Here is a 16,996-nt window from a genome sequence, read left to right on the forward strand (position 1 = left end):
ACATGGCTCGCAACAAGATTGCCCTCATCGGCTCCGGCATGATCGGCGGCACGCTCGCTCACATGATCGGCCTCAAGGAACTGGGCGACGTCGTCCTGTTCGACATCGCCGAAGGAATGCCGCAGGGCAAGGGTCTCGACATCGCGCAGTCCTCGCCGGTCGACGGCTTCGACGCCAGCTATGTCGGGGTCAACGACTATGCCGGCATCGAGGGCGCGGATGTGTGCATCGTCACCGCCGGGGTGCCGCGCAAGCCCGGCATGAGCCGCGACGATCTTCTCGGCATCAATCTGAAGGTCATGGAGCAGGTCGGCGCGGGCATCAAGAAGTATGCCCCGAACGCATTCGTCATCTGCATTACCAACCCGCTCGACGCGATGGTCTGGGCGCTGCAGAAATTCTCCGGCCTGCCCAAGAGCCACGTCGTCGGAATGGCCGGCGTGCTGGACTCGGCCCGCTTCCGCTACTTCCTGTCCGAAGAATTCAAGGTGTCGGTCGAGGACGTTACCGCCTTCGTTCTGGGTGGCCACGGCGACTCGATGGTTCCGCTGACGCGCTATTCGACGGTTGCCGGCGTCCCGCTGCCCGACCTCGTCAAGATGGGCTGGACCAGCCAGGAAAAGCTCGACCAGATCGTCCAGCGCACCCGTGACGGCGGTGCGGAGATCGTCGGCCTGCTCAAGACCGGTTCGGCCTATTACGCGCCGGCCTCCTCGGCGGTGCAGATGGCCGAAGCGTATCTCAAGGACAAGAAGCGCGTCCTGCCCTGCGCGGCCCATCTCGACGGCCAGTACGGCGTCAAGGACATGTATGTCGGCGTTCCGACCGTGATCGGTGCCGGCGGCATCGAGCGCGTGATCGAGATCGATCTGAACAAGGCCGAACAGAAGATGTTCGACAAGTCGGTGGAATCGGTGAAGGGCCTTTGCGATGCCTGCGCCGAAATCGCCCCGAACCTGAAAAAGTAAGGATTTGCCCGCATGAACATTCATGAGTATCAGGCCAAGCAGGTCCTGAAATCCTATGGCGCGCCCGTCGCTGACGGCGTCGCGATCCTCAAGGCGGAAGAAGCCGAGGCTGCCGCAAAGCAGCTTCCGGGCCCGCTCTATGTGGTGAAGAGCCAGATCCACGCCGGTGGGCGCGGCAAGGGCAAGTTCAAGGAATTGTCGCCCGATGCCAAGGGCGGCGTGCGCTTGGCCAAGTCGATCGAGGAAGTCGTCGCGCATTCGAAGGACATGCTCGGCAACACGCTCGTCACCGCGCAGACCGGTGACGCGGGCAAGCAGGTCAACCGCCTCTATATCGAGGACGGCGCGGACATCGACCGCGAGCTTTACCTCTCGATCCTCGTGGACCGCTCGGTCGGCCGCGTCGCCTTCGTCGTTTCGACGGAAGGCGGCATGGACATCGAGGCAGTCGCCCACGATACGCCTGAAAAGATTGTCACCGTCGCGATCGACCCGGAAACGGGCGTCACCGCTGACGACGTTTCGAAGATCAACGACGCGCTGAAGCTCGACGGCGAAGCGGCAAAGGACGGCGAGAAGCTGTTCCCGATCCTCTACAAGGCGTTCACCGAAAAGGACATGGCGCTTCTGGAGATCAATCCGCTGATCGTCATGGAAAACGGACGCCTGCGCGTTCTCGACGCCAAGGTTTCCTTCGACGGCAACGCGCTCTTCCGTCACGACGACATCAAGGAACTGCGCGACGAGACCGAGGAAGACGCCAAGGAAATCGAGGCGTCCAAGTGGGATCTCGCCTATGTGGCGCTCGACGGCAATATCGGCTGCATGGTCAACGGCGCGGGCCTTGCCATGGCGACGATGGACATCATCAAGCTCTACGGCAAGGAGCCGGCGAATTTCTGCGACGTCGGCGGCGGCGCGGGCAAGGACAAGGTTGCCGCGGCCTTCAAGATAATCACGGCCGACCCGAAGGTCGAGGGCATCCTCGTCAACATTTTCGGCGGCATCATGAAGTGTGACGTCATCGCCGAGGGCGTTGTCGCCGCCGTTCAGGAAGTGGGTCTGAAGGTGCCGCTGGTCGTGCGCCTCGAAGGCACGAATGTCGAGCTCGGCAAGAAGATCCTCAACGAATCCGGCCTCGCCATCACGGCGGCCGACGATCTCGACGACGCGGCAAAGAAGATCGTCGCTGCGATCAACGGCTAACGGACAGGACCCTTATTCATGTCGATTCTGATCAACAAAGACACCAAGGTTCTCGTCCAGGGCCTCACCGGCAAGACCGGGACGTTCCACACCGAGCAGGCGCTCGCCTATCACGGCACGCAGATGGTCGGCGGCATCCACCCGAAGAAGGGCGGCGAAAACTGGACCGGCGCGAAGGGCGAGACGCTTCCGATCTTTGCATCGGTCGCTGAGGGCAAGGACCGCACCGGCGCGACGGCTTCGGTCGTCTACGTTCCGCCGGCAGGCGCGGCAGCCGCCATCATCGAGGCCATTGAGGCCGAGATGGAGCTGATCGTGTGCATCACCGAGGGCATCCCGGTCATGGACATGGTCAAGGTCAAGGCGCGTCTCGACCGTTCGAAGTCGCGTCTCATCGGCCCGAACTGCCCCGGCCTCGTCACGCCCGACGAGTGCAAGATTGGCATCATGCCCGGCTCGATCTTCCGCAAGGGTTCGGTCGGCGTTGTGTCGCGCTCGGGAACGCTTACCTATGAAGCGGTCTTCCAGACCACCAATGAAGGTCTCGGACAGACGACTGCCGTCGGCATCGGCGGCGATCCGGTCAAGGGCACCGAGTTCATCGATGTTTTGGAAATGTTCCTGGCCGATGATGAAACCAAGTCGATCATCATGATCGGCGAGATCGGCGGCTCGGCGGAAGAAGACGCCGCGCAGTTCCTGATCGACGAGGCGAAGAAGGGGCGCTCGAAGCCGATGGCCGGTTTCATCGCCGGTCGCACCGCTCCGAAGGGTCGCACGATGGGCCATGCCGGCGCGGTCGTGTCCGGCGGCAAGGGCGACGCGGAATCGAAGATCGCGGCGATGGAGGAAGCGGGCATCCGCGTCTCGCCTTCGCCGGCACGTCTCGGCCAGACGCTGGTCGAAGCGTTGAAGGCTTAAAGGGAATAGGGGAGTAAGGCAGTAAGGCATTAAGGGAAAACCGGCATCTTCTCGCCCTATTCCCCTACTCACCTACTGCCCTACTCACCTCAAATCAGGAGACGGAGCCAACGCTCCGAGATTGAAGAAGATGTCACGTCAGGACCAGGCCAACGACCAGGCAGCGCTCACCTCGTTTCTTTATGGCGGTAACGCCGCTTATATCGACGAGCTCTACGCCGCCTGGCAGGACAACCCCAGTTCCGTCGATGCCGAATGGCGCGACTTCTTCGCCGCCCTGAAGGATGATGCCGACGACGTTCGCAAGAATGCTGCCGGTGCCTCCTGGCAGCGCAAGAACTGGCCGCTTTCCGCCAATGGCGAACTCGTCTCCGCGCTCGACGGCGACTGGGGCGCTGTCGAAAAGCACTTCGACAAGAAGCTGAAGGGCAAGGCCGAGGCGCAGAGCGCTCCGATGACGGATGCGCAGGTCCAGCAGGCGACGCGCGATTCGGTTCGCGCCATCATGATGATCCGGGCCTTCCGCATGCGCGGCCATCTCCACGCCAATCTCGACCCGCTTGGGCTGGCGGAGGAGAAGGAAGACTATAACGAGCTGTCGCCGGAAAATTACGGCTTTACCGAAGCAGATCTCGACCGTCCGATCTTTATCGACAATGTTCTCGGCCTCGAATTCGCGACCTTGCGCGAGATGGTCGACATCCTCAAGCGGACCTATTGCTCGACCATCGGCGTCGAGTTCATGCACATCTCCTCGCCGGCCGAAAAGGCCTGGATTCAGGAGCGCATCGAAGGGCCGGACAAGGGCATCGAGTTCACGGCCAACGGCAAGAAGGCGATCCTGTCGAAGCTGATCGAGGCGGAAGGCTTCGAGCAGTTCATCGACGTCAAGTACAAGGGCACCAAGCGCTTCGGTCTCGACGGCGGTGAGTCGCTCATTCCCGCGCTCGAGCAGATCGTCAAGCGCGGCGGCTCGATGGGCCTGAAGGAAATCGTGCTCGGCATGGCGCATCGCGGCCGCCTGAACGTCCTTTCCCAGGTGATGCAGAAGCCGCATCGCGCGATCTTCCACGAGTTCAAGGGCGGCTCCTACGCGCCGGACGACGTGGAAGGCTCCGGCGACGTCAAGTACCACCTCGGCGCGTCGTCCGACCGTGAATTCGACGGCAACAAAGTCCATCTGTCGCTGACGGCGAACCCGTCGCATCTCGAAATCGTCAATCCCGTCGTGATGGGCAAGGCGCGCGCGAAGCAGGACCAGATTTTCGGGCGCACGCGCGAGGACGTCGTGCCGGCGGAAGATCGCGCCAAGGTGCTGCCGCTGTTGCTGCACGGCGACGCCGCGTTCGCGGGACAAGGTGTCGTGGCCGAGTGCCTCGGCCTGTCGGGCCTCAAGGGGCACCGGGTCGCCGGCACCCTGCATTTCATCATCAACAACCAGATCGGTTTCACCACCAATCCGCGCTTCTCGCGCTCCTCGCCCTATCCGTCGGACGTGGCGAAGATGATCGAGGCCCCGATCTTCCATGTGAACGGCGACGATCCGGAAGCGGTCGTCTACGCCGCGAAGATCGCGATGGAATATCGCATGACGTTCCATAAGCCGGTCGTCATCGACATGTTCTGCTACCGCCGCTTCGGCCACAATGAAGGCGACGAACCCGGCTTCACCCAGCCGATCATGTACAAGGCCATCCGCAGCCACGACACGGTCGTGAAGCTTTATTCGGGCAAGCTCGTCTCCGAAGGCGTCGTCTCCGACGCGGAAGTCGACAAGATGCGCGCCGACTGGCGCGCGCGCCTCGAAGGCGAGTTCGAGGCCGGGCAGTCCTACAAGCCCAACAAGGCGGACTGGCTCGACGGCGCATGGTCGGGCCTGCGCACCGCCGATAATCAGGACGAGCAGCGCCGCGGCAAGACCGCTATGCCGGTCAAGTCCCTGAAGGATATCGGCAAGAAGCTGACCGAAGTGCCCGCCGACTTCGAGGTTCACCGCACCGTCCAGCGCTTTCTCGACAATCGCCGCAAGGCGATCACTTCCGGCGAGGGGATCGACTGGGCGACGGCCGAATCGCTCGCCTTCGGTGCGATCCTGATGGACGGCAATCCGATCCGTCTGTCGGGTCAGGATTCGGAGCGCGGCACCTTCTCGCAGCGCCACACCGTCCTTTACGACCAGAAGGACGAGAACCGCTATATCCCGCTCAATAATCTCGGACCGCAGCAGGCGAATTACGAGGTCATCAACTCGATGCTCTCGGAAGAGGCCGTGCTCGGCTTCGAATACGGTTTCAGCCTAGCCGAACCGCGCGCGCTGACGCTCTGGGAAGCGCAGTTCGGCGATTTCGCAAACGGCGCGCAGGTCGTCTTCGACCAGTTCATCTCGAGCGGCGAGCGCAAGTGGCTTCGCATGTCCGGCCTCGTCTGCCTTTTGCCACATGGCTATGAAGGGCAAGGGCCGGAGCATTCCTCGGCGCGCCTCGAACGCTTCCTGCAGATGTGTGCGGAAGACAATATGCAGGTCGCCAACGTCACGACGCCGGCAAACTATTTCCACATCCTGCGTCGCCAGCTGAAGCGCGATTTTCGCAAGCCGCTGATCCTGATGACGCCGAAATCGCTTCTGCGCCACAAGCGCGCGGTGTCGACCATGGCCGAACTTTCCGGTGAAAGCACCTTTCACCGGCTTTTGTGGGACGATGCGCAATATCTCGGAGACCAGCCGGTCAAGCTCGTCAAGGATTCGAAGGTTCGCCGCGTGGTCATGTGCTCGGGCAAGGTCTATTACGATCTCTACGAGGAACGTGAAAAGCGCGGCATCGACGACGTCTATCTCCTGCGTGTCGAACAGCTCTATCCGTTCCCGGCCAAGGCGCTGATCAACGAATTGTCGCGCTTCAAGAATGCCGAGATGGTTTGGTGCCAGGAAGAGCCCAAGAATATGGGCGGCTGGACTTTCGTCGAACCCTATATCGAATGGGTGCTTCAGCATATCGAGGCAAAGCACAGCCGCGTTCGATACACCGGCCGCCCGGCCGCCGCATCTCCGGCGACGGGTCTCATGTCCAAGCATCTTGCGCAGCTTGAAGCGTTTCTGGAAGACGCGCTCGGCGGCGGCGAATAAATCACCTCAAAGAAGGCAACGGAAAAGAAGATGGCAACCGAAATCCGCGTCCCCACTCTGGGTGAATCCGTCTCCGAAGCGACCATCGGCAAGTGGTTTAAGAAGGCCGGCGAGGCGATCGCCGCCGACGAGCCGATCGTCGAACTGGAAACCGACAAGGTCACGATCGAGGTTCCTGCGCCAGCCGCCGGAACGCTCGCCGAGATCACCGTTCAGGAAGGCGAGACCGTCGAGGTCGGCGCACTTTTGGGCATGATCGGCGAAGGTTCGGGCGCAGCGCCCGCTCCGGCGAAAAAGGAAGAGCCGAAGGCGGAAGCCAAGGCGGCTCCGGCCAAGGAAGAAAAGGCCGCTGCGCCGGCCAAGTCCGGCGACATGCCCGCCGCGCCGTCCGCTGCCAAGCTGATGGCCGAGAAGAACGTGTCGGCCGATCAGGTTTCGGGTTCCGGCAAGCGCGGTCAGGTGCTCAAGGGCGACGTGCTCGACGCGATCGCCAAAGGCCCCTCCGCAAAGGCCGAAGCGCCGAAAGCTGCGCGCGCCCCGTCCTCGGGCGACGACGCATCGCGTGAAGAGCGTGTGAAGATGACGCGCCTGCGTCAGACAATCGCGCGCCGGCTGAAGGACGCGCAGGACACCGCCGCCATGCTCACCACCTTCAACGAGGTGGACATGAAGCCGGTCATGGATTTGCGTTCGAAGTACAAGGATCTCTTCGAGAAGAAGCACGGAGTGAAGCTTGGCTTCATGGGCTTCTTCACCAAGGCGGTCACGCACGCGCTGGCCGAAATCCCGGCGGTCAACGCCGAGATCGACGGCACCGATATCATCTACAAGAACTTCGCCCATATCGGCGTCGCGGTCGGCACCGAAAAGGGTCTCGTCGTGCCGGTCGTGCGCGATGCGGACCAGATGTCGATCGCCGAGATCGAAAAGGAAATCGGCCGCCTCGGCCTTGCCGCTCGCGATGGCAAGCTCGGCATGGCCGACATGCAGGGCGGCACCTTCACCATCTCGAATGGCGGCGTCTACGGCTCCTTGATGTCGACACCGATCCTCAATGCGCCGCAGTCTGGCATTCTGGGCATGCACAAGATCCAGGAGCGCCCGGTCGTCGTCGGTGGGCAGATCGTTATTCGCCCGATGATGTATCTCGCGCTCTCCTACGATCACCGCATCGTCGACGGCAAGGAAGCGGTCACCTTCCTCGTGCGCGTCAAGGAAACGCTGGAAGACCCCGAGCGCCTCGTGCTCGACCTGTAATCGCAGGCTGGATTTCGATGGCGGCCGCAGGGTCGCCGTCGATCAGGAGTGAGGATCGAAAATGGACAGCACGCTTTCGGTTGAACTCGTCATTCTCGGACTTTCGGTCGTCCTGCTGGTCGTCCACACCGCCATTCAGGGCCAGATGGCCACGCGCGAGCGTGGCATCGACTGGAACATCGGCCCGCGTGACGGCATGGCCGCTCCACTTGGCGAACGCGCCGGGCGTGCCCAGCGTGCGCTTGATAATTTCAAGGAGACCTGGCCCGCCTTCATCGCGCTTTCGCTGGGTCTGGCCGTCACAGGCTCGACGGGCGGCATCGGCGCAATCGGAGCGGTGGTTTGGTTCGTCGCGCGCATCGTCTATCTTCCGCTTTATCTTTACGGCGTGCCGCGCTGGCGCAGCATGACCTATCTCGTCTCGATGATCGGCCTTCTTTTGATGCTGATCCGCTTCTTTTTCTAATCGAACAAAGGCTGCCGAAATAATGTCCGATACGAACCCGACCCAATACGATCTCGTCGTCATCGGAGCAGGTCCCGGCGGCTATGTCTGCGCCATCAAGGCCGCCCAGCTCGGCCTCAAGGTCGGCCTCGTCGAAAAGCGCGAGACGCCGGGCGGCACCTGCATCAATATCGGCTGTATTCCCTCTAAGGCGCTGTTGCACGCATCGGAAAAATTCGCGGAAGTCGGCCACCAGTTCGCCGATCTCGGCATCGATGTCGGCGCGCCGAAGCTGAACCTTGAAAAGATGCTCGGTCACAAGACCGCGACGGTCGACGCCAACGTCAAGGGCCTCGAATTCCTGATCAAGAAGAACAAGATCGACTGGCTGCATGGCATCGGCAAGGTTGCGGGCACCGGCAAGGTCGTCGTTACCGCCGAGGGCGGCGAGGAACAGACCGTCCAGACGAAAAACATCGTTATCGCGTCCGGCTCCGACGTGGCGGGCATTCCCGGCGTCGACGTGAAGTTCGACGAAAAGGTCGTCGTGTCGTCCACCGGCGCGCTCGAATTGTCCAAGGTTCCGGAGCGCATGATCGTCGTCGGCGGCGGCGTCATCGGTCTCGAACTCGGCTCGGTCTGGGCGCGGCTTGGGGCCAAGGTCACGGTCGTCGAATATCTCGACGCGATCCTCGGCGGCATGGACGGCGAGGTCTCCAAGCAGTTCCAGCGCATGTTGGCCAAACAGGGCATCGAGTTCAAGCTCGGCGCGAAGGTCACCGGTGTCGAAAAGGCCAAGAAGGGCGCGACCGTCACTTTCGAACCCGTAAAGGGCGGCGATGCGGAGACGCTCGAAGCCGATGTCGTGCTGGTCGCGACCGGTCGCAAGCCACATGTGGAAAGCCTCGGCCTCGACGCCGCCGGCGTGGCACTCGACGAGCGCGGCCGCATCAAGACGGACGATCACTGGCGCACCTCGGTCGAAGGCATCTACGCCATCGGCGACGTGATCGCGGGGCCGATGCTCGCCCACAAGGCGGAAGACGAGGGCGTCGCCGTTGCCGAAATCCTCGCCGGACAGGCCGGCCATGTGAACTACGAGGTTATCCCGAGCGTCGTCTATACCAGCCCGGAGGTAGCTTCCGTCGGCAAGACGGAGGAAGAACTGAAGAAAGCTGGCATCGTCTACAAGGCCGGCAAGTTCCCGTTTTCGGCGAATGGCCGCGCACGCGCCATGCTCGCGACGGACGGCTTCGTGAAGGTGCTTGCCGATGCGGCGACCGATCGCGTGCTCGGCGTCCACATCGTCGGCTTCGGCGCGGGCGAAATGATCCACGAGGCGGCGGTGCTGATGGAGTTCGGTGGCTCGTCCGAAGACCTCGCGCGCACCTGCCACGCGCACCCGACCATGTCGGAAGCCGTCAAGGAAGCCGCGCTCGGCACCTTCTTCAAGCCGATCCACATGTGATCGCAATCGCATCGACATGACTAAAAAGGGCGCCATCCGGCGCCCCTTTTTCGTTCAGACCAGTCCGCGCTTTTCCATCATCGCTTCCGCCGTCGGCATGCGGCCGCGAAACGCGGTGTAAAGCTCTTCGGGGTCCTGCGACCCGCCGGCCGAATAGATGTATTTACGCAGCATGCCGGCCATCGCGGGGTCGAACGGGTTGCCTGTCTCCTCGAATGCCGAAAACGCATCGGCGTCCAGAACTTCCGACCACATGTAGGAATAATAGCCGGCTGAATAGCCGTCGCCGGAAAACACATGCAGGAAGTGCGGTGTGCGGTGGCGCATGGCGATAGCGCCGGGCATGTCGAGCCGTGCCAATGTCTTGGCTTCGAAGGCGGCGGGGTCGGCGGGAGCCTGCGTTTCGGCATGGTACGCCATGTCGACCAGCGCGGAAGCCGTGAACTCGACCGTCGCGAACCCTTGCCCGAAATTCTTCGCCGCGAGCATCTTTTCCAGAAGAGCGGCGGGGAGAGGCTCGCCGGTCCGGTAATGCACCGCGTGGGCTTTCAGGATTTCCGGCACGGTCAGCCAGTGTTCGTAAAGCTGCGAGGGCAGTTCCACGAAATCGCGCGAGACGGATGTGCCGGACACCGACGGCCACGTCACGTCGGTCAGCATGCCATGCAGCGCGTGGCCGAACTCATGGAAAAGCGTGCGCGCGTCGTCCATGGAAAGCAGCGCGGGTTCGCCCTTCGGCGGTTTGGCGAAGTTCATGACGTTGTAGATGATCGGGGACCGGCCTTCGCCCAACCGGTAGCCCGATTGCAGCGAACTCATCCACGCGCCCGAGCGCTTGGAAGCGCGGTTGAAATAGTCGCCGAGGAAGGTCGCCCGGTGCGTTCCATCCGCATTCTTCACCTCGAATACGCGTACGTCCGGGTGCCATGCGGCAACACCCTTCCTCGCCTCGAAAGTCAGGCCGAAGAGACGTGTCGCGACATCGAACGCCGCCTCGATAATTCGGTCGAGTTGGAGATAGGGTTTGAGTTCAGCATCATCGAAGGCGTAGCGCTCGGCCCGCAACTTTTCGGCATAGTGCCTCCAGTCCCAAGCCGCGAACGGCTCGTTCGCTCCGGCCGCAGTCGCCAGCCGTTCCAGTTCGCGCTGGTCTTCGCCGGCCCGCGTCCGCGCCTTTTCCCATACGGGTTCGAGCAGGCCGAGAACCGCCTGCGGCGTCTTCGCCATCGTGTCGTCGAGTTTCAGCGCCGCGTAGCTTTCATAGCCGAGCAGCTTCGCTTTTTCGGAGCGCAAAGCCAGCGTGCGTTTGACGAGATCGGCGTTCTTCGTCTCGCCGCGCGCGGTGAAGCCGCGCCATGCCTTTTCGCGCAGATCGCGGCGCGTGGAATAAGTCGTGAACGGCTCATAAATCGAGCGCGAAAGTGTGACGGCGAACTTGCCTTCCTTGCCACGTTCCTCTGCCGCCTCGGCCATCGCGTCCTTCAAAAAATCGGGTACACCGTCGAGGTCGCTTTCGTCGAGGAACAATGCCCAATCAGCCTCGTCGGCGAGTACGTTCTGGCCGAAGCCCGTTCCCAGACCCGCCAGTTCCTCATTGATCGCTCCGAGACGTTCCTTCGCGTTGTCGTCGAGCTTGGCGCCAGCCTTGACGAAATGCTTCCAGGTCTTTTCCAGGACGCGCTTCGTCTCGGCATCGAGGTTGAGCGCGCCGCGCTTCTCATAAAGCGCATCGACACGGGAAAAGAGCGCCTTGTCCATGTTGATGGCGGAGAAGTGCCGCGCCATTTTCGGCGAAATCTCGCGCTCGATCTTCTGGATCACCGGATTGGTGTCCGCGCCCGCCTTGCACCAGAAGATCGCCGAGACGCGGCCGAGCGGTTTGCCGGCAAGTTCGAGCGCAACGAGCACATTATCGACGGACACCTCTGAAGGATCGTTCGCGATCGCATCGATCTCTTGCCTGTGTGCGACGAGCGCCACATCGAAGACCGGCGCAAAATCGTCGTCCGAAATCGTCTCGAAGGCGGGTAGGCCAAGCGGCCCCGTCCAGTTCGTCAGCGGATGGGTGGCGAGATCGATCTTCGACGTCATGGAAATCCTCGGGCTGGATATTGTCTCCCACATTTAGGCCGGTACACCCCATATCTCAACGGGCGTGCTTGACGGCCATGACGGCAAATACTAAGTAGCGTTGATAATAAGCTTCACTTACGGTTATGACACGCACACTCGACCCCGAAGGCTTCGGCTTTCTCGTCACCGATATTGCGCGCCTGATGCGCGCCGATATGGACCGCCGCATTACCGCCTCCGGCATCGACCTGACGCCGGGCGAGGTGCGCCTACTCGTGCAGGCCGCGCGGGCCGGACAGGTGCGCCAGACGGTTCTTGCCGAGCGTATCGGCGTCGAAGCCATGACAGTCTCGACCTATGTCGACCGGCTCGAAGCGCGCGGTCTCATAGAGCGCCTGCCAGACCCAAGCGATCGTCGCGCCAAGCTGATCGCGCTGACCGATGCAGCCGACGCGATCCTCGACAAGATCGTCATGCTGGCAAACGAGACGCGGCAGACGGCATCGCGGGGAATTGCGCCGCGGGATTGGGACCGGGTTCTGGCTGCGCTCAAGATTATACGCTGCAACGTCTCCGACGCGCGAATAGAGGCCAGGAGCGCGGCCGAATGAACATGCAGCCCACGCCGCCAGCCGCGCCCGCGCCGGTGATGAGCGAATTGCGCGTTTCGGTCATCGGCGCGATGCTCGTCGCGCTCGGACCGATTTCGATGGCGCTTTTTACGCCGGCCATGCCCGAAATCGTCAAGGCATTCGGAACCACGGACGCGGCCGTGGCGATGACCCTTTCGCTTTACTTCGCGGGTTTCGCCTTCGCCCAGCTCGTTTGCGGCCCGCTTTCGGATGGATATGGCCGCAAGCCCGTCACCATCGTTTTCGTGGGGATCTATCTGGCCGCGACGGTGGCTGCCATTCTCGCGCCCACCATCGAACTCCTGATCGCCTCGCGCTTCGTCCAGGGCGTCGGTGCGGCGGTCGGTGTGGCGATTGCACGGGCCGTCGTGCGCGATCTTTTCACCAGCGAACGTTCCGCACGCATCATGAACCTCATCGGCATGATACTGGGCATCGGGCCGGCCCTGTCGCCCACCATCGGCGGCGTGGCGACCGAATTGTTCGGGTGGCATTCGATCTTCGCGTTCATGCTCCTGTTCGGGCTGACGATCCTGTTGATGGTCAGGTATTCGATGACCGAGACGGTTGTGCGCGATCCGTCGCGTGTCAGGCCGCGTGCGCTTTTCCGCTCCTACCGTACGCTGGCGACGAGCGGCTATTTCATGTGGTCGAGCCTCGTTCTTGGCGGCTCCGTCGGCGCGCTCTACACGCTGGCGACTTTGCTTCCCTTCGTCCTGATGGACCGCGTCGGCCTGACACCCTCACAGTTCGGCATCGGCATGCTGATGCAGTCGGGCGCGTTCTTCTTCGGCTCGGTCGTCATGCGCCGGCTGATGAACCGTCACAGCGCCTATCGGCTGGTGCGGCCGGGCCTGGTCTTCATCGCGGCAGGCAGTGCGTTGCTGTTCGTCGGGCTGCACATCGTCGAGCCGACTTTTCTATGGGTGATGGCACCGGTCGGTGTCTACGCGTTCGGCATCGCCTTCGTCATGCCGGCCATGTCGACCGCCGCCATCGCGCCTTATCCGCATATGGCCGGCGCGGCGGCTTCGCTCAGCGGCTTCCTGCAGATGGGCGGCGGGCTTGCCGGCGGCGTCATCGCCGCTTTCGTCGGCGACCCGGTGACGGGCATCAGCACGATCATCCCCGGCATGGGCGCGTTCGCGGTTCTGTCCTGGTATCTGTGGAGCCGCTATCCGGAACCCGCGCTGGCGCGAACGGTTATCACGCCGCCCGTTCCGCCGGCGGAATAGATCAGTTCGGCCGCTCGAAATCGCCCGTCGCCGGGTCCATCGCCCACAATTCGCCCGACGAGATGTCGAACCACGCGCCGTGAAGCGTGAGCCGCCCCTTCTTTTCCAGAATGTCCACGCAAGGGAACGTGCGCAGATTGGCGAGCGAGAAGCGGATCGATATGCGCTCCATCGCGGTCTGGCGCTCGGACGCTGTCATCGCCTCGTTGCCGGCGACGACCTGCGCGGCGGGCGCGACGAGGCTCATCCAGTGGCCGATGAAGTCGCCCGGAGACAACGGCTCGGTCATGGGGTTGAGCGCTGCCGAGATGCCGCCACAGCGGCCATGGCCGAGCACCACGATATGTTTGATCTTGAGCGCCTGCACGGCGAATTCGAGCGCCGCCGATGTCGCGTGCAGCTTGTCGTCCGGCTCATAGGGCGGCACGAGATTGGCGACATTGCGCACGACGAAAAGTTCGCCCGGATTGGCGTTGAAGATGGTTTCGGGCGCGGCGCGGCTGTCGCAGCAGGCGATCACCATCGTCTCGGGCTTTTGCCCGTCCTTTGCGAGCGTGCGATAGCGTTCGCTTTCGTAGCGACCGTTCATGAACTCGCGATAGCCCGCGAGAAGGCTTTCCGGCAGATGGGTCATGGCTTGGGATTATGCGGAAATTTCCGCAGCATCAACGGATATTTCCGCAAGCCTCGTACGTGGCGCGCGCACAAGGTCGGCATCGGTTTCCAGCATCAACTCGTCACTGCCGCGTGCGACGGCTGCGGCGAGGCAGTCGAAGACCGAGCCGGTGGTTCGCACCAAAGCGTCTCGCGGGGCGAGTCCGCCGAGACGGTGAGCGAGAAAGAGCGCCGCCGTCATGTCGCCGAGTCCGTTCGGCGGCTTGTCGATCGCCTCATGCCCGGCAAGCCATGCTTCATCCTGCTCCACCAGAAGATTGCCGATCCGCCCGTCGCCGGCTGGCGCTGAAGTGACGATCATCGTGGCGGGGCCAGCCGTTCGTGCGGTCTCGACGATCGTGGCGGTATCGGTGGATGCGCGCCGCGCCAGCCAGTCGAGTTCGTACCGGTTCGGCGTGGCGATGTCGGCAAGCGGCAAAAGCTTGTCGCGGATCGCCTCTGCCGTTCTCTCAGGCACGTAGAGCCCGCCCCGGTCGCCGATCACCGGATCGCAGATATGAAGCGCAACGGGGTTGATCGCCTTCACTTTGCCGATCAGCCGCGCGATGGGCTCTGCCTGTCCGGCATCGCCAAGATAGCCGGTCAGCACCCCGCCGACCTCGCCCAGCCAGGGCGCGCGCTCCAGATCGGCGAGCATAGCCGTGAATGCTTCGTTTGGCGGCACGATCCGCGTTGCCGGGCCATGGCCCGGATGCCATGGCAGAACGATCGTCGGCACGGCCCAGACGGGAAAGCCGAGCGTTTCGAGCGCAAAGACGGCAGCACGATTACCGACCGTGCCGCGCACGACGTGGCTGGATATGACGATGATCGCAGGCTTGGTCATGCGAGTTTCAGCCGCCGGTGATGAGCGAGAACAGCGACCAGAGGAGAATCAGCAGGATGACAAGGCCAAGAGCGCGCCCAATGCGCGTGCCCCACACTTCCGCCCAGTCGTTCTGGTCGGCATCGCGCCCTTCCATATGGTCGCGCACGCGCTGCGCCATCGACGCCTCGGTTTCCTGTCCAACCCGATTGATGATGCGGCGCGATTCGCGCGCGTTCCTGTCGTCGCTCATGGTCGTTCGACCCTATCCAGCATTCATGCGCGTTGAAACCGAAAAGATTGCCGCATTCCAATGCTGCCGTTACGGTGCGGCCAACGGCATATCTAGGAGACCCGAATGGCCGACGAAGCGCTGATCGTCATCGATGTGCAGAACGATTTCTGCCCCGGCGGAGCGCTTGCCGTCGAGGGCGGCGATGAGATCGTGCCGATCGTCAACCGCATGATCGAGGCGACGCCGCATGTGATCCTGACGCAGGACTGGCACCCGGCCGGTCATTCGAGCTTCGCCTCGCGGCACGAGGGGAAGGCACCCTTCGAGACGGTTGAGGCCGATTACGGGCAACAGACGCTTTGGCCCGACCACTGCGTGCAGGGCACGAAGGGCGCAGCCTTTCATCCCGATCTCGACTGGACGCGCGCCGAACTCGTTCTGCGCAAGGGGTTTCGCCCGGCGATCGACTCCTATTCCGCTTTTTTCGAAAACGACCGTTCGACGCCGACCGGCCTTGGCGGCTATCTGAAAGAACGCGGTATTTCGCGATTGACGCTTGTCGGCCTCGCCACTGATTTCTGCGTCGCCTATTCCGCGCTGGATGCGGTGCGGCTCGGCTTCTCCGTCACGGTTGCGATGGAAGCCTGCCGGGCCATCGATCTGGGCGGTTCGCTCGACGCGATGACCGGAGAAATGAAAAAAGCCGGAGTGATCCTGTCATGATGCGAAGCATTCTCATTGCCGCCGCGCTTCTTTGCGCCACCGCAGCCCGCGCGGAGATCGTTTCCGAATATACCGACTTCGATGCCGACGGAGGATGCTCGATGTTTCGCGCGGCCCCCGACGGCGAAGGCGACTGGGCCGATCTTATCTGCGCCGGCTATCGCGGCTATCCGGTGATCGTGACCTACACGGATTTGCGCTACGTCGCCTATTATGGCCTGCCGCCCGAGGGGCAGTTACCGCGCCAGGCCGGCTTCCATCCGTTCAACCATCCCGGCACGCGTATCGAATGGCGCATGGACCGCGGCGAGCGCGTTGAAGAACCCTTCGCCGCCATCCACCGCTGGTTCATCAGCACCGGTGAGGAAGGCGCGCGCGACATGGAAATCCTGACGGTCAGCAAGGTCGCGACGATGCAAGACCGTGCGGCATGCTTCGTCGGCTTCGTGATGGCGTCCGGCAACCCGGAGGCGAATGTGGAGGCGCGGCGGATCGCGGACGAGAACGCGCGCGATTTTGACTGCGCGTCTGACGAGCGCATCATCGCCGATCCGGATGTCCGCGCTCTCGTCAGCCAATGAACAAGGGAGCGCTGCGCGCGCTCCCTTCGACATTCATACTCAGCCCTTGGCCTTGGCGCGGTCGATCGCCTCGACGATCATCTTGCGGGCGACGTCCACGCCCTGCCAGCCGCCGATCTTGACCCATTTGCCGGGTTCCAGATCCTTGTAGTGTTCGAAAAAGTGCTCGATTTGCTTGAGCGTGATCGCCGGCAGGTCGGTATAGGTCTTCACGTTCTCGTAGCGGCGCGTGATATGCGGGGAGGGAACCGCGATGATCTTCTCGTCCTTGCCGCCGTCGTCCTCCATCACGAGAACGCCGATGGGGCGTACGTTGATGACGCAGCCCGGCACCAGTTCGCGGGTGTTGCAGACGAGCACGTCGATCGGATCGCCGTCTTCGGAGAGCGTATGCGGCACGAAGCCGTAATTTCCCGGATAGCGCATCGGCGTATAGAGAAAACGATCGACGAACAGCGCGCCGGCATCCTTGTCCATCTCGTATTTGATCGGCTGGCCGCCGACCGGCACCTCGATGATGACGTTGACGTCGTCGGGCGGGGTGTCGCCGATGGAAATGGCGTCGATGCGCATGGGCTATCCTTGTAGCGATGAAAATTGCGGACAGCCGTTAGCGCGGATGATGCTGCAATGCAAATGACGGGTGGT

16 protein-coding genes are annotated in these 16,996 nt (G+C 62.7%); 11 read left to right on the plus strand and 5 right to left on the minus strand.

Going from position 1 to position 16,996, the window contains the following annotated elements; genetic code table 11:
• Positions 1-2: 2 nt before the first annotated feature.
• The 7 genes from mdh to lpdA all read left to right on the plus strand — a co-directional run bounded on the left by mdh (position 3) and on the right by lpdA (position 9,389).
• Positions 3-968: a malate dehydrogenase gene (gene mdh / locus ACX82Z_RS20320; protein WP_459590904.1), complete on the plus strand. Its 966-nt coding sequence runs from the start codon at positions 3-5 to the stop codon at positions 966-968.
• A 12-nt stretch (positions 969-980) separates the two neighbouring features.
• Complete coding sequence (sucC, locus tag ACX82Z_RS20325) at positions 981-2,174, plus strand: ADP-forming succinate--CoA ligase subunit beta (protein WP_459590905.1); 1,194 nt, start codon at positions 981-983, stop codon at positions 2,172-2,174.
• A gap of 18 nt (positions 2,175-2,192) precedes the next feature.
• Positions 2,193-3,095 (plus strand): succinate--CoA ligase subunit alpha, encoded by a 903-nt coding sequence (gene sucD / locus ACX82Z_RS20330; protein ID WP_459590906.1) that lies wholly within the window; start codon positions 2,193-2,195, stop codon positions 3,093-3,095.
• A gap of 130 nt (positions 3,096-3,225) precedes the next feature.
• On the plus strand, positions 3,226-6,219 hold the full coding sequence (locus tag ACX82Z_RS20335) for a 2-oxoglutarate dehydrogenase E1 component (RefSeq protein ID WP_459590907.1): 2,994 nt from the start codon (positions 3,226-3,228) through the stop codon (positions 6,217-6,219).
• A gap of 30 nt (positions 6,220-6,249) precedes the next feature.
• Positions 6,250-7,476: a 2-oxoglutarate dehydrogenase complex dihydrolipoyllysine-residue succinyltransferase gene (gene odhB / locus ACX82Z_RS20340; RefSeq protein ID WP_459590908.1), complete on the plus strand. Its 1,227-nt coding sequence runs from the start codon at positions 6,250-6,252 to the stop codon at positions 7,474-7,476.
• Positions 7,477-7,537: 61 nt separating this feature from the next.
• Positions 7,538-7,942, plus strand: coding sequence for an MAPEG family protein (locus ACX82Z_RS20345; protein ID WP_459590909.1), 405 nt, complete (start codon positions 7,538-7,540; stop codon positions 7,940-7,942).
• A gap of 22 nt (positions 7,943-7,964) precedes the next feature.
• Positions 7,965-9,389, plus strand: a complete 1,425-nt coding sequence (gene lpdA, locus ACX82Z_RS20350; RefSeq protein ID WP_459590910.1) for a dihydrolipoyl dehydrogenase — start codon at positions 7,965-7,967, stop codon at positions 9,387-9,389.
• Positions 9,390-9,443: 54 nt separating this feature from the next.
• Here lpdA and ACX82Z_RS20355 read toward each other — a convergent pair whose 3' ends face one another.
• Positions 9,444-11,480, minus strand: a complete 2,037-nt coding sequence (locus ACX82Z_RS20355; RefSeq protein ID WP_459590911.1) for a M3 family metallopeptidase — start codon at positions 11,478-11,480, stop codon at positions 9,444-9,446.
• Positions 11,481-11,605: 125 nt separating this feature from the next.
• Between ACX82Z_RS20355 and ACX82Z_RS20360 the strand changes: the two genes are divergently transcribed.
• Both ACX82Z_RS20360 and ACX82Z_RS20365 read left to right on the plus strand, forming a co-directional pair.
• Entirely contained in the window at positions 11,606-12,073 is a 468-nt protein-coding gene (locus ACX82Z_RS20360) for a MarR family winged helix-turn-helix transcriptional regulator (RefSeq protein ID WP_459590912.1), read from the plus strand.
• Positions 12,070-13,329, plus strand: coding sequence for a multidrug effflux MFS transporter (locus tag ACX82Z_RS20365; protein WP_459590913.1), 1,260 nt, complete (start codon positions 12,070-12,072; stop codon positions 13,327-13,329). Before ACX82Z_RS20360 ends, ACX82Z_RS20365 begins: the two co-directional genes overlap by 4 nt.
• 1 nt (position 13,330) lies before the next feature.
• On the opposite strand, the gene ACX82Z_RS20370 is transcribed toward ACX82Z_RS20365, so the two are convergent.
• The 3 genes from ACX82Z_RS20370 to ACX82Z_RS20380 are packed head-to-tail and all read right to left on the minus strand — an operon-like array spanning position 13,331 to position 15,062.
• Positions 13,331-13,963, minus strand: coding sequence for a carbonic anhydrase (locus tag ACX82Z_RS20370; RefSeq protein WP_459590914.1), 633 nt, complete (start codon positions 13,961-13,963; stop codon positions 13,331-13,333).
• A 9-nt stretch (positions 13,964-13,972) separates the two neighbouring features.
• The gene (gene pdxY, locus ACX82Z_RS20375; RefSeq protein ID WP_459590915.1) at positions 13,973-14,830 is read right to left on the minus strand and encodes a pyridoxal kinase PdxY; all 858 of its coding nucleotides are present in this window, start codon (positions 14,828-14,830) and stop codon (positions 13,973-13,975) included.
• A 7-nt stretch (positions 14,831-14,837) separates the two neighbouring features.
• Positions 14,838-15,062 (minus strand): hypothetical protein, encoded by a 225-nt coding sequence (locus tag ACX82Z_RS20380; protein WP_459590916.1) that lies wholly within the window; start codon positions 15,060-15,062, stop codon positions 14,838-14,840.
• Between the two features lie 105 nt (positions 15,063-15,167).
• Between ACX82Z_RS20380 and pncA the strand changes: the two genes are divergently transcribed.
• A complete protein-coding gene (gene pncA, locus ACX82Z_RS20385) occupies positions 15,168-15,767 on the plus strand; it encodes a bifunctional nicotinamidase/pyrazinamidase (protein WP_459590917.1) in 600 nt (199 codons plus the stop codon).
• Entirely contained in the window at positions 15,764-16,348 is a 585-nt protein-coding gene (locus ACX82Z_RS20390) for a hypothetical protein (RefSeq protein WP_459590918.1), read from the plus strand. The genes pncA and ACX82Z_RS20390 overlap by 4 nt, the downstream gene beginning before the upstream one ends.
• A 39-nt stretch (positions 16,349-16,387) precedes the next feature.
• On the opposite strand, the gene ppa is transcribed toward ACX82Z_RS20390, so the two are convergent.
• Positions 16,388-16,921, minus strand: coding sequence for an inorganic diphosphatase (ppa, locus tag ACX82Z_RS20395; RefSeq protein WP_459590919.1), 534 nt, complete (start codon positions 16,919-16,921; stop codon positions 16,388-16,390).
• Positions 16,922-16,996: the final 75 nt, after the last annotated feature.

It is taken from the genome of Aliihoeflea sp. PC F10.4 (genome assembly GCF_054612275.1).

Coding starts and splice junctions, on each gene's coding strand:
- ACX82Z_RS20335 (WP_459590907.1), top strand. CDS start 3,226: ATGTCACGTCAGGACCAGGCCAACGACCAGGCAGCGCTCACCTCGTTT.
- ACX82Z_RS20370 (WP_459590914.1), bottom strand. CDS start 13,963: ATGACCCATCTGCCGGAAAGCCTTCTCGCGGGCTATCGCGAGTTCATG.
- odhB (WP_459590908.1), top strand. CDS start 6,250: ATGGCAACCGAAATCCGCGTCCCCACTCTGGGTGAATCCGTCTCCGAA.
- pdxY (WP_459590915.1), bottom strand. CDS start 14,830: ATGACCAAGCCTGCGATCATCGTCATATCCAGCCACGTCGTGCGCGGC.
- pncA (WP_459590917.1), top strand. CDS start 15,168: ATGGCCGACGAAGCGCTGATCGTCATCGATGTGCAGAACGATTTCTGC.
- sucD (WP_459590906.1), top strand. CDS start 2,193: ATGTCGATTCTGATCAACAAAGACACCAAGGTTCTCGTCCAGGGCCTC.
- mdh (WP_459590904.1), top strand. CDS start 3: ATGGCTCGCAACAAGATTGCCCTCATCGGCTCCGGCATGATCGGCGGC.
- ACX82Z_RS20390 (WP_459590918.1), top strand. CDS start 15,764: ATGATGCGAAGCATTCTCATTGCCGCCGCGCTTCTTTGCGCCACCGCA.
- ACX82Z_RS20365 (WP_459590913.1), top strand. CDS start 12,070: ATGAACATGCAGCCCACGCCGCCAGCCGCGCCCGCGCCGGTGATGAGC.
- lpdA (WP_459590910.1), top strand. CDS start 7,965: ATGTCCGATACGAACCCGACCCAATACGATCTCGTCGTCATCGGAGCA.
- sucC (WP_459590905.1), top strand. CDS start 981: ATGAACATTCATGAGTATCAGGCCAAGCAGGTCCTGAAATCCTATGGC.
- ppa (WP_459590919.1), bottom strand. CDS start 16,921: ATGCGCATCGACGCCATTTCCATCGGCGACACCCCGCCCGACGACGTC.
- ACX82Z_RS20355 (WP_459590911.1), bottom strand. CDS start 11,480: ATGACGTCGAAGATCGATCTCGCCACCCATCCGCTGACGAACTGGACG.
- ACX82Z_RS20345 (WP_459590909.1), top strand. CDS start 7,538: ATGGACAGCACGCTTTCGGTTGAACTCGTCATTCTCGGACTTTCGGTC.
- ACX82Z_RS20380 (WP_459590916.1), bottom strand. CDS start 15,062: ATGAGCGACGACAGGAACGCGCGCGAATCGCGCCGCATCATCAATCGG.
- ACX82Z_RS20360 (WP_459590912.1), top strand. CDS start 11,606: ATGACACGCACACTCGACCCCGAAGGCTTCGGCTTTCTCGTCACCGAT.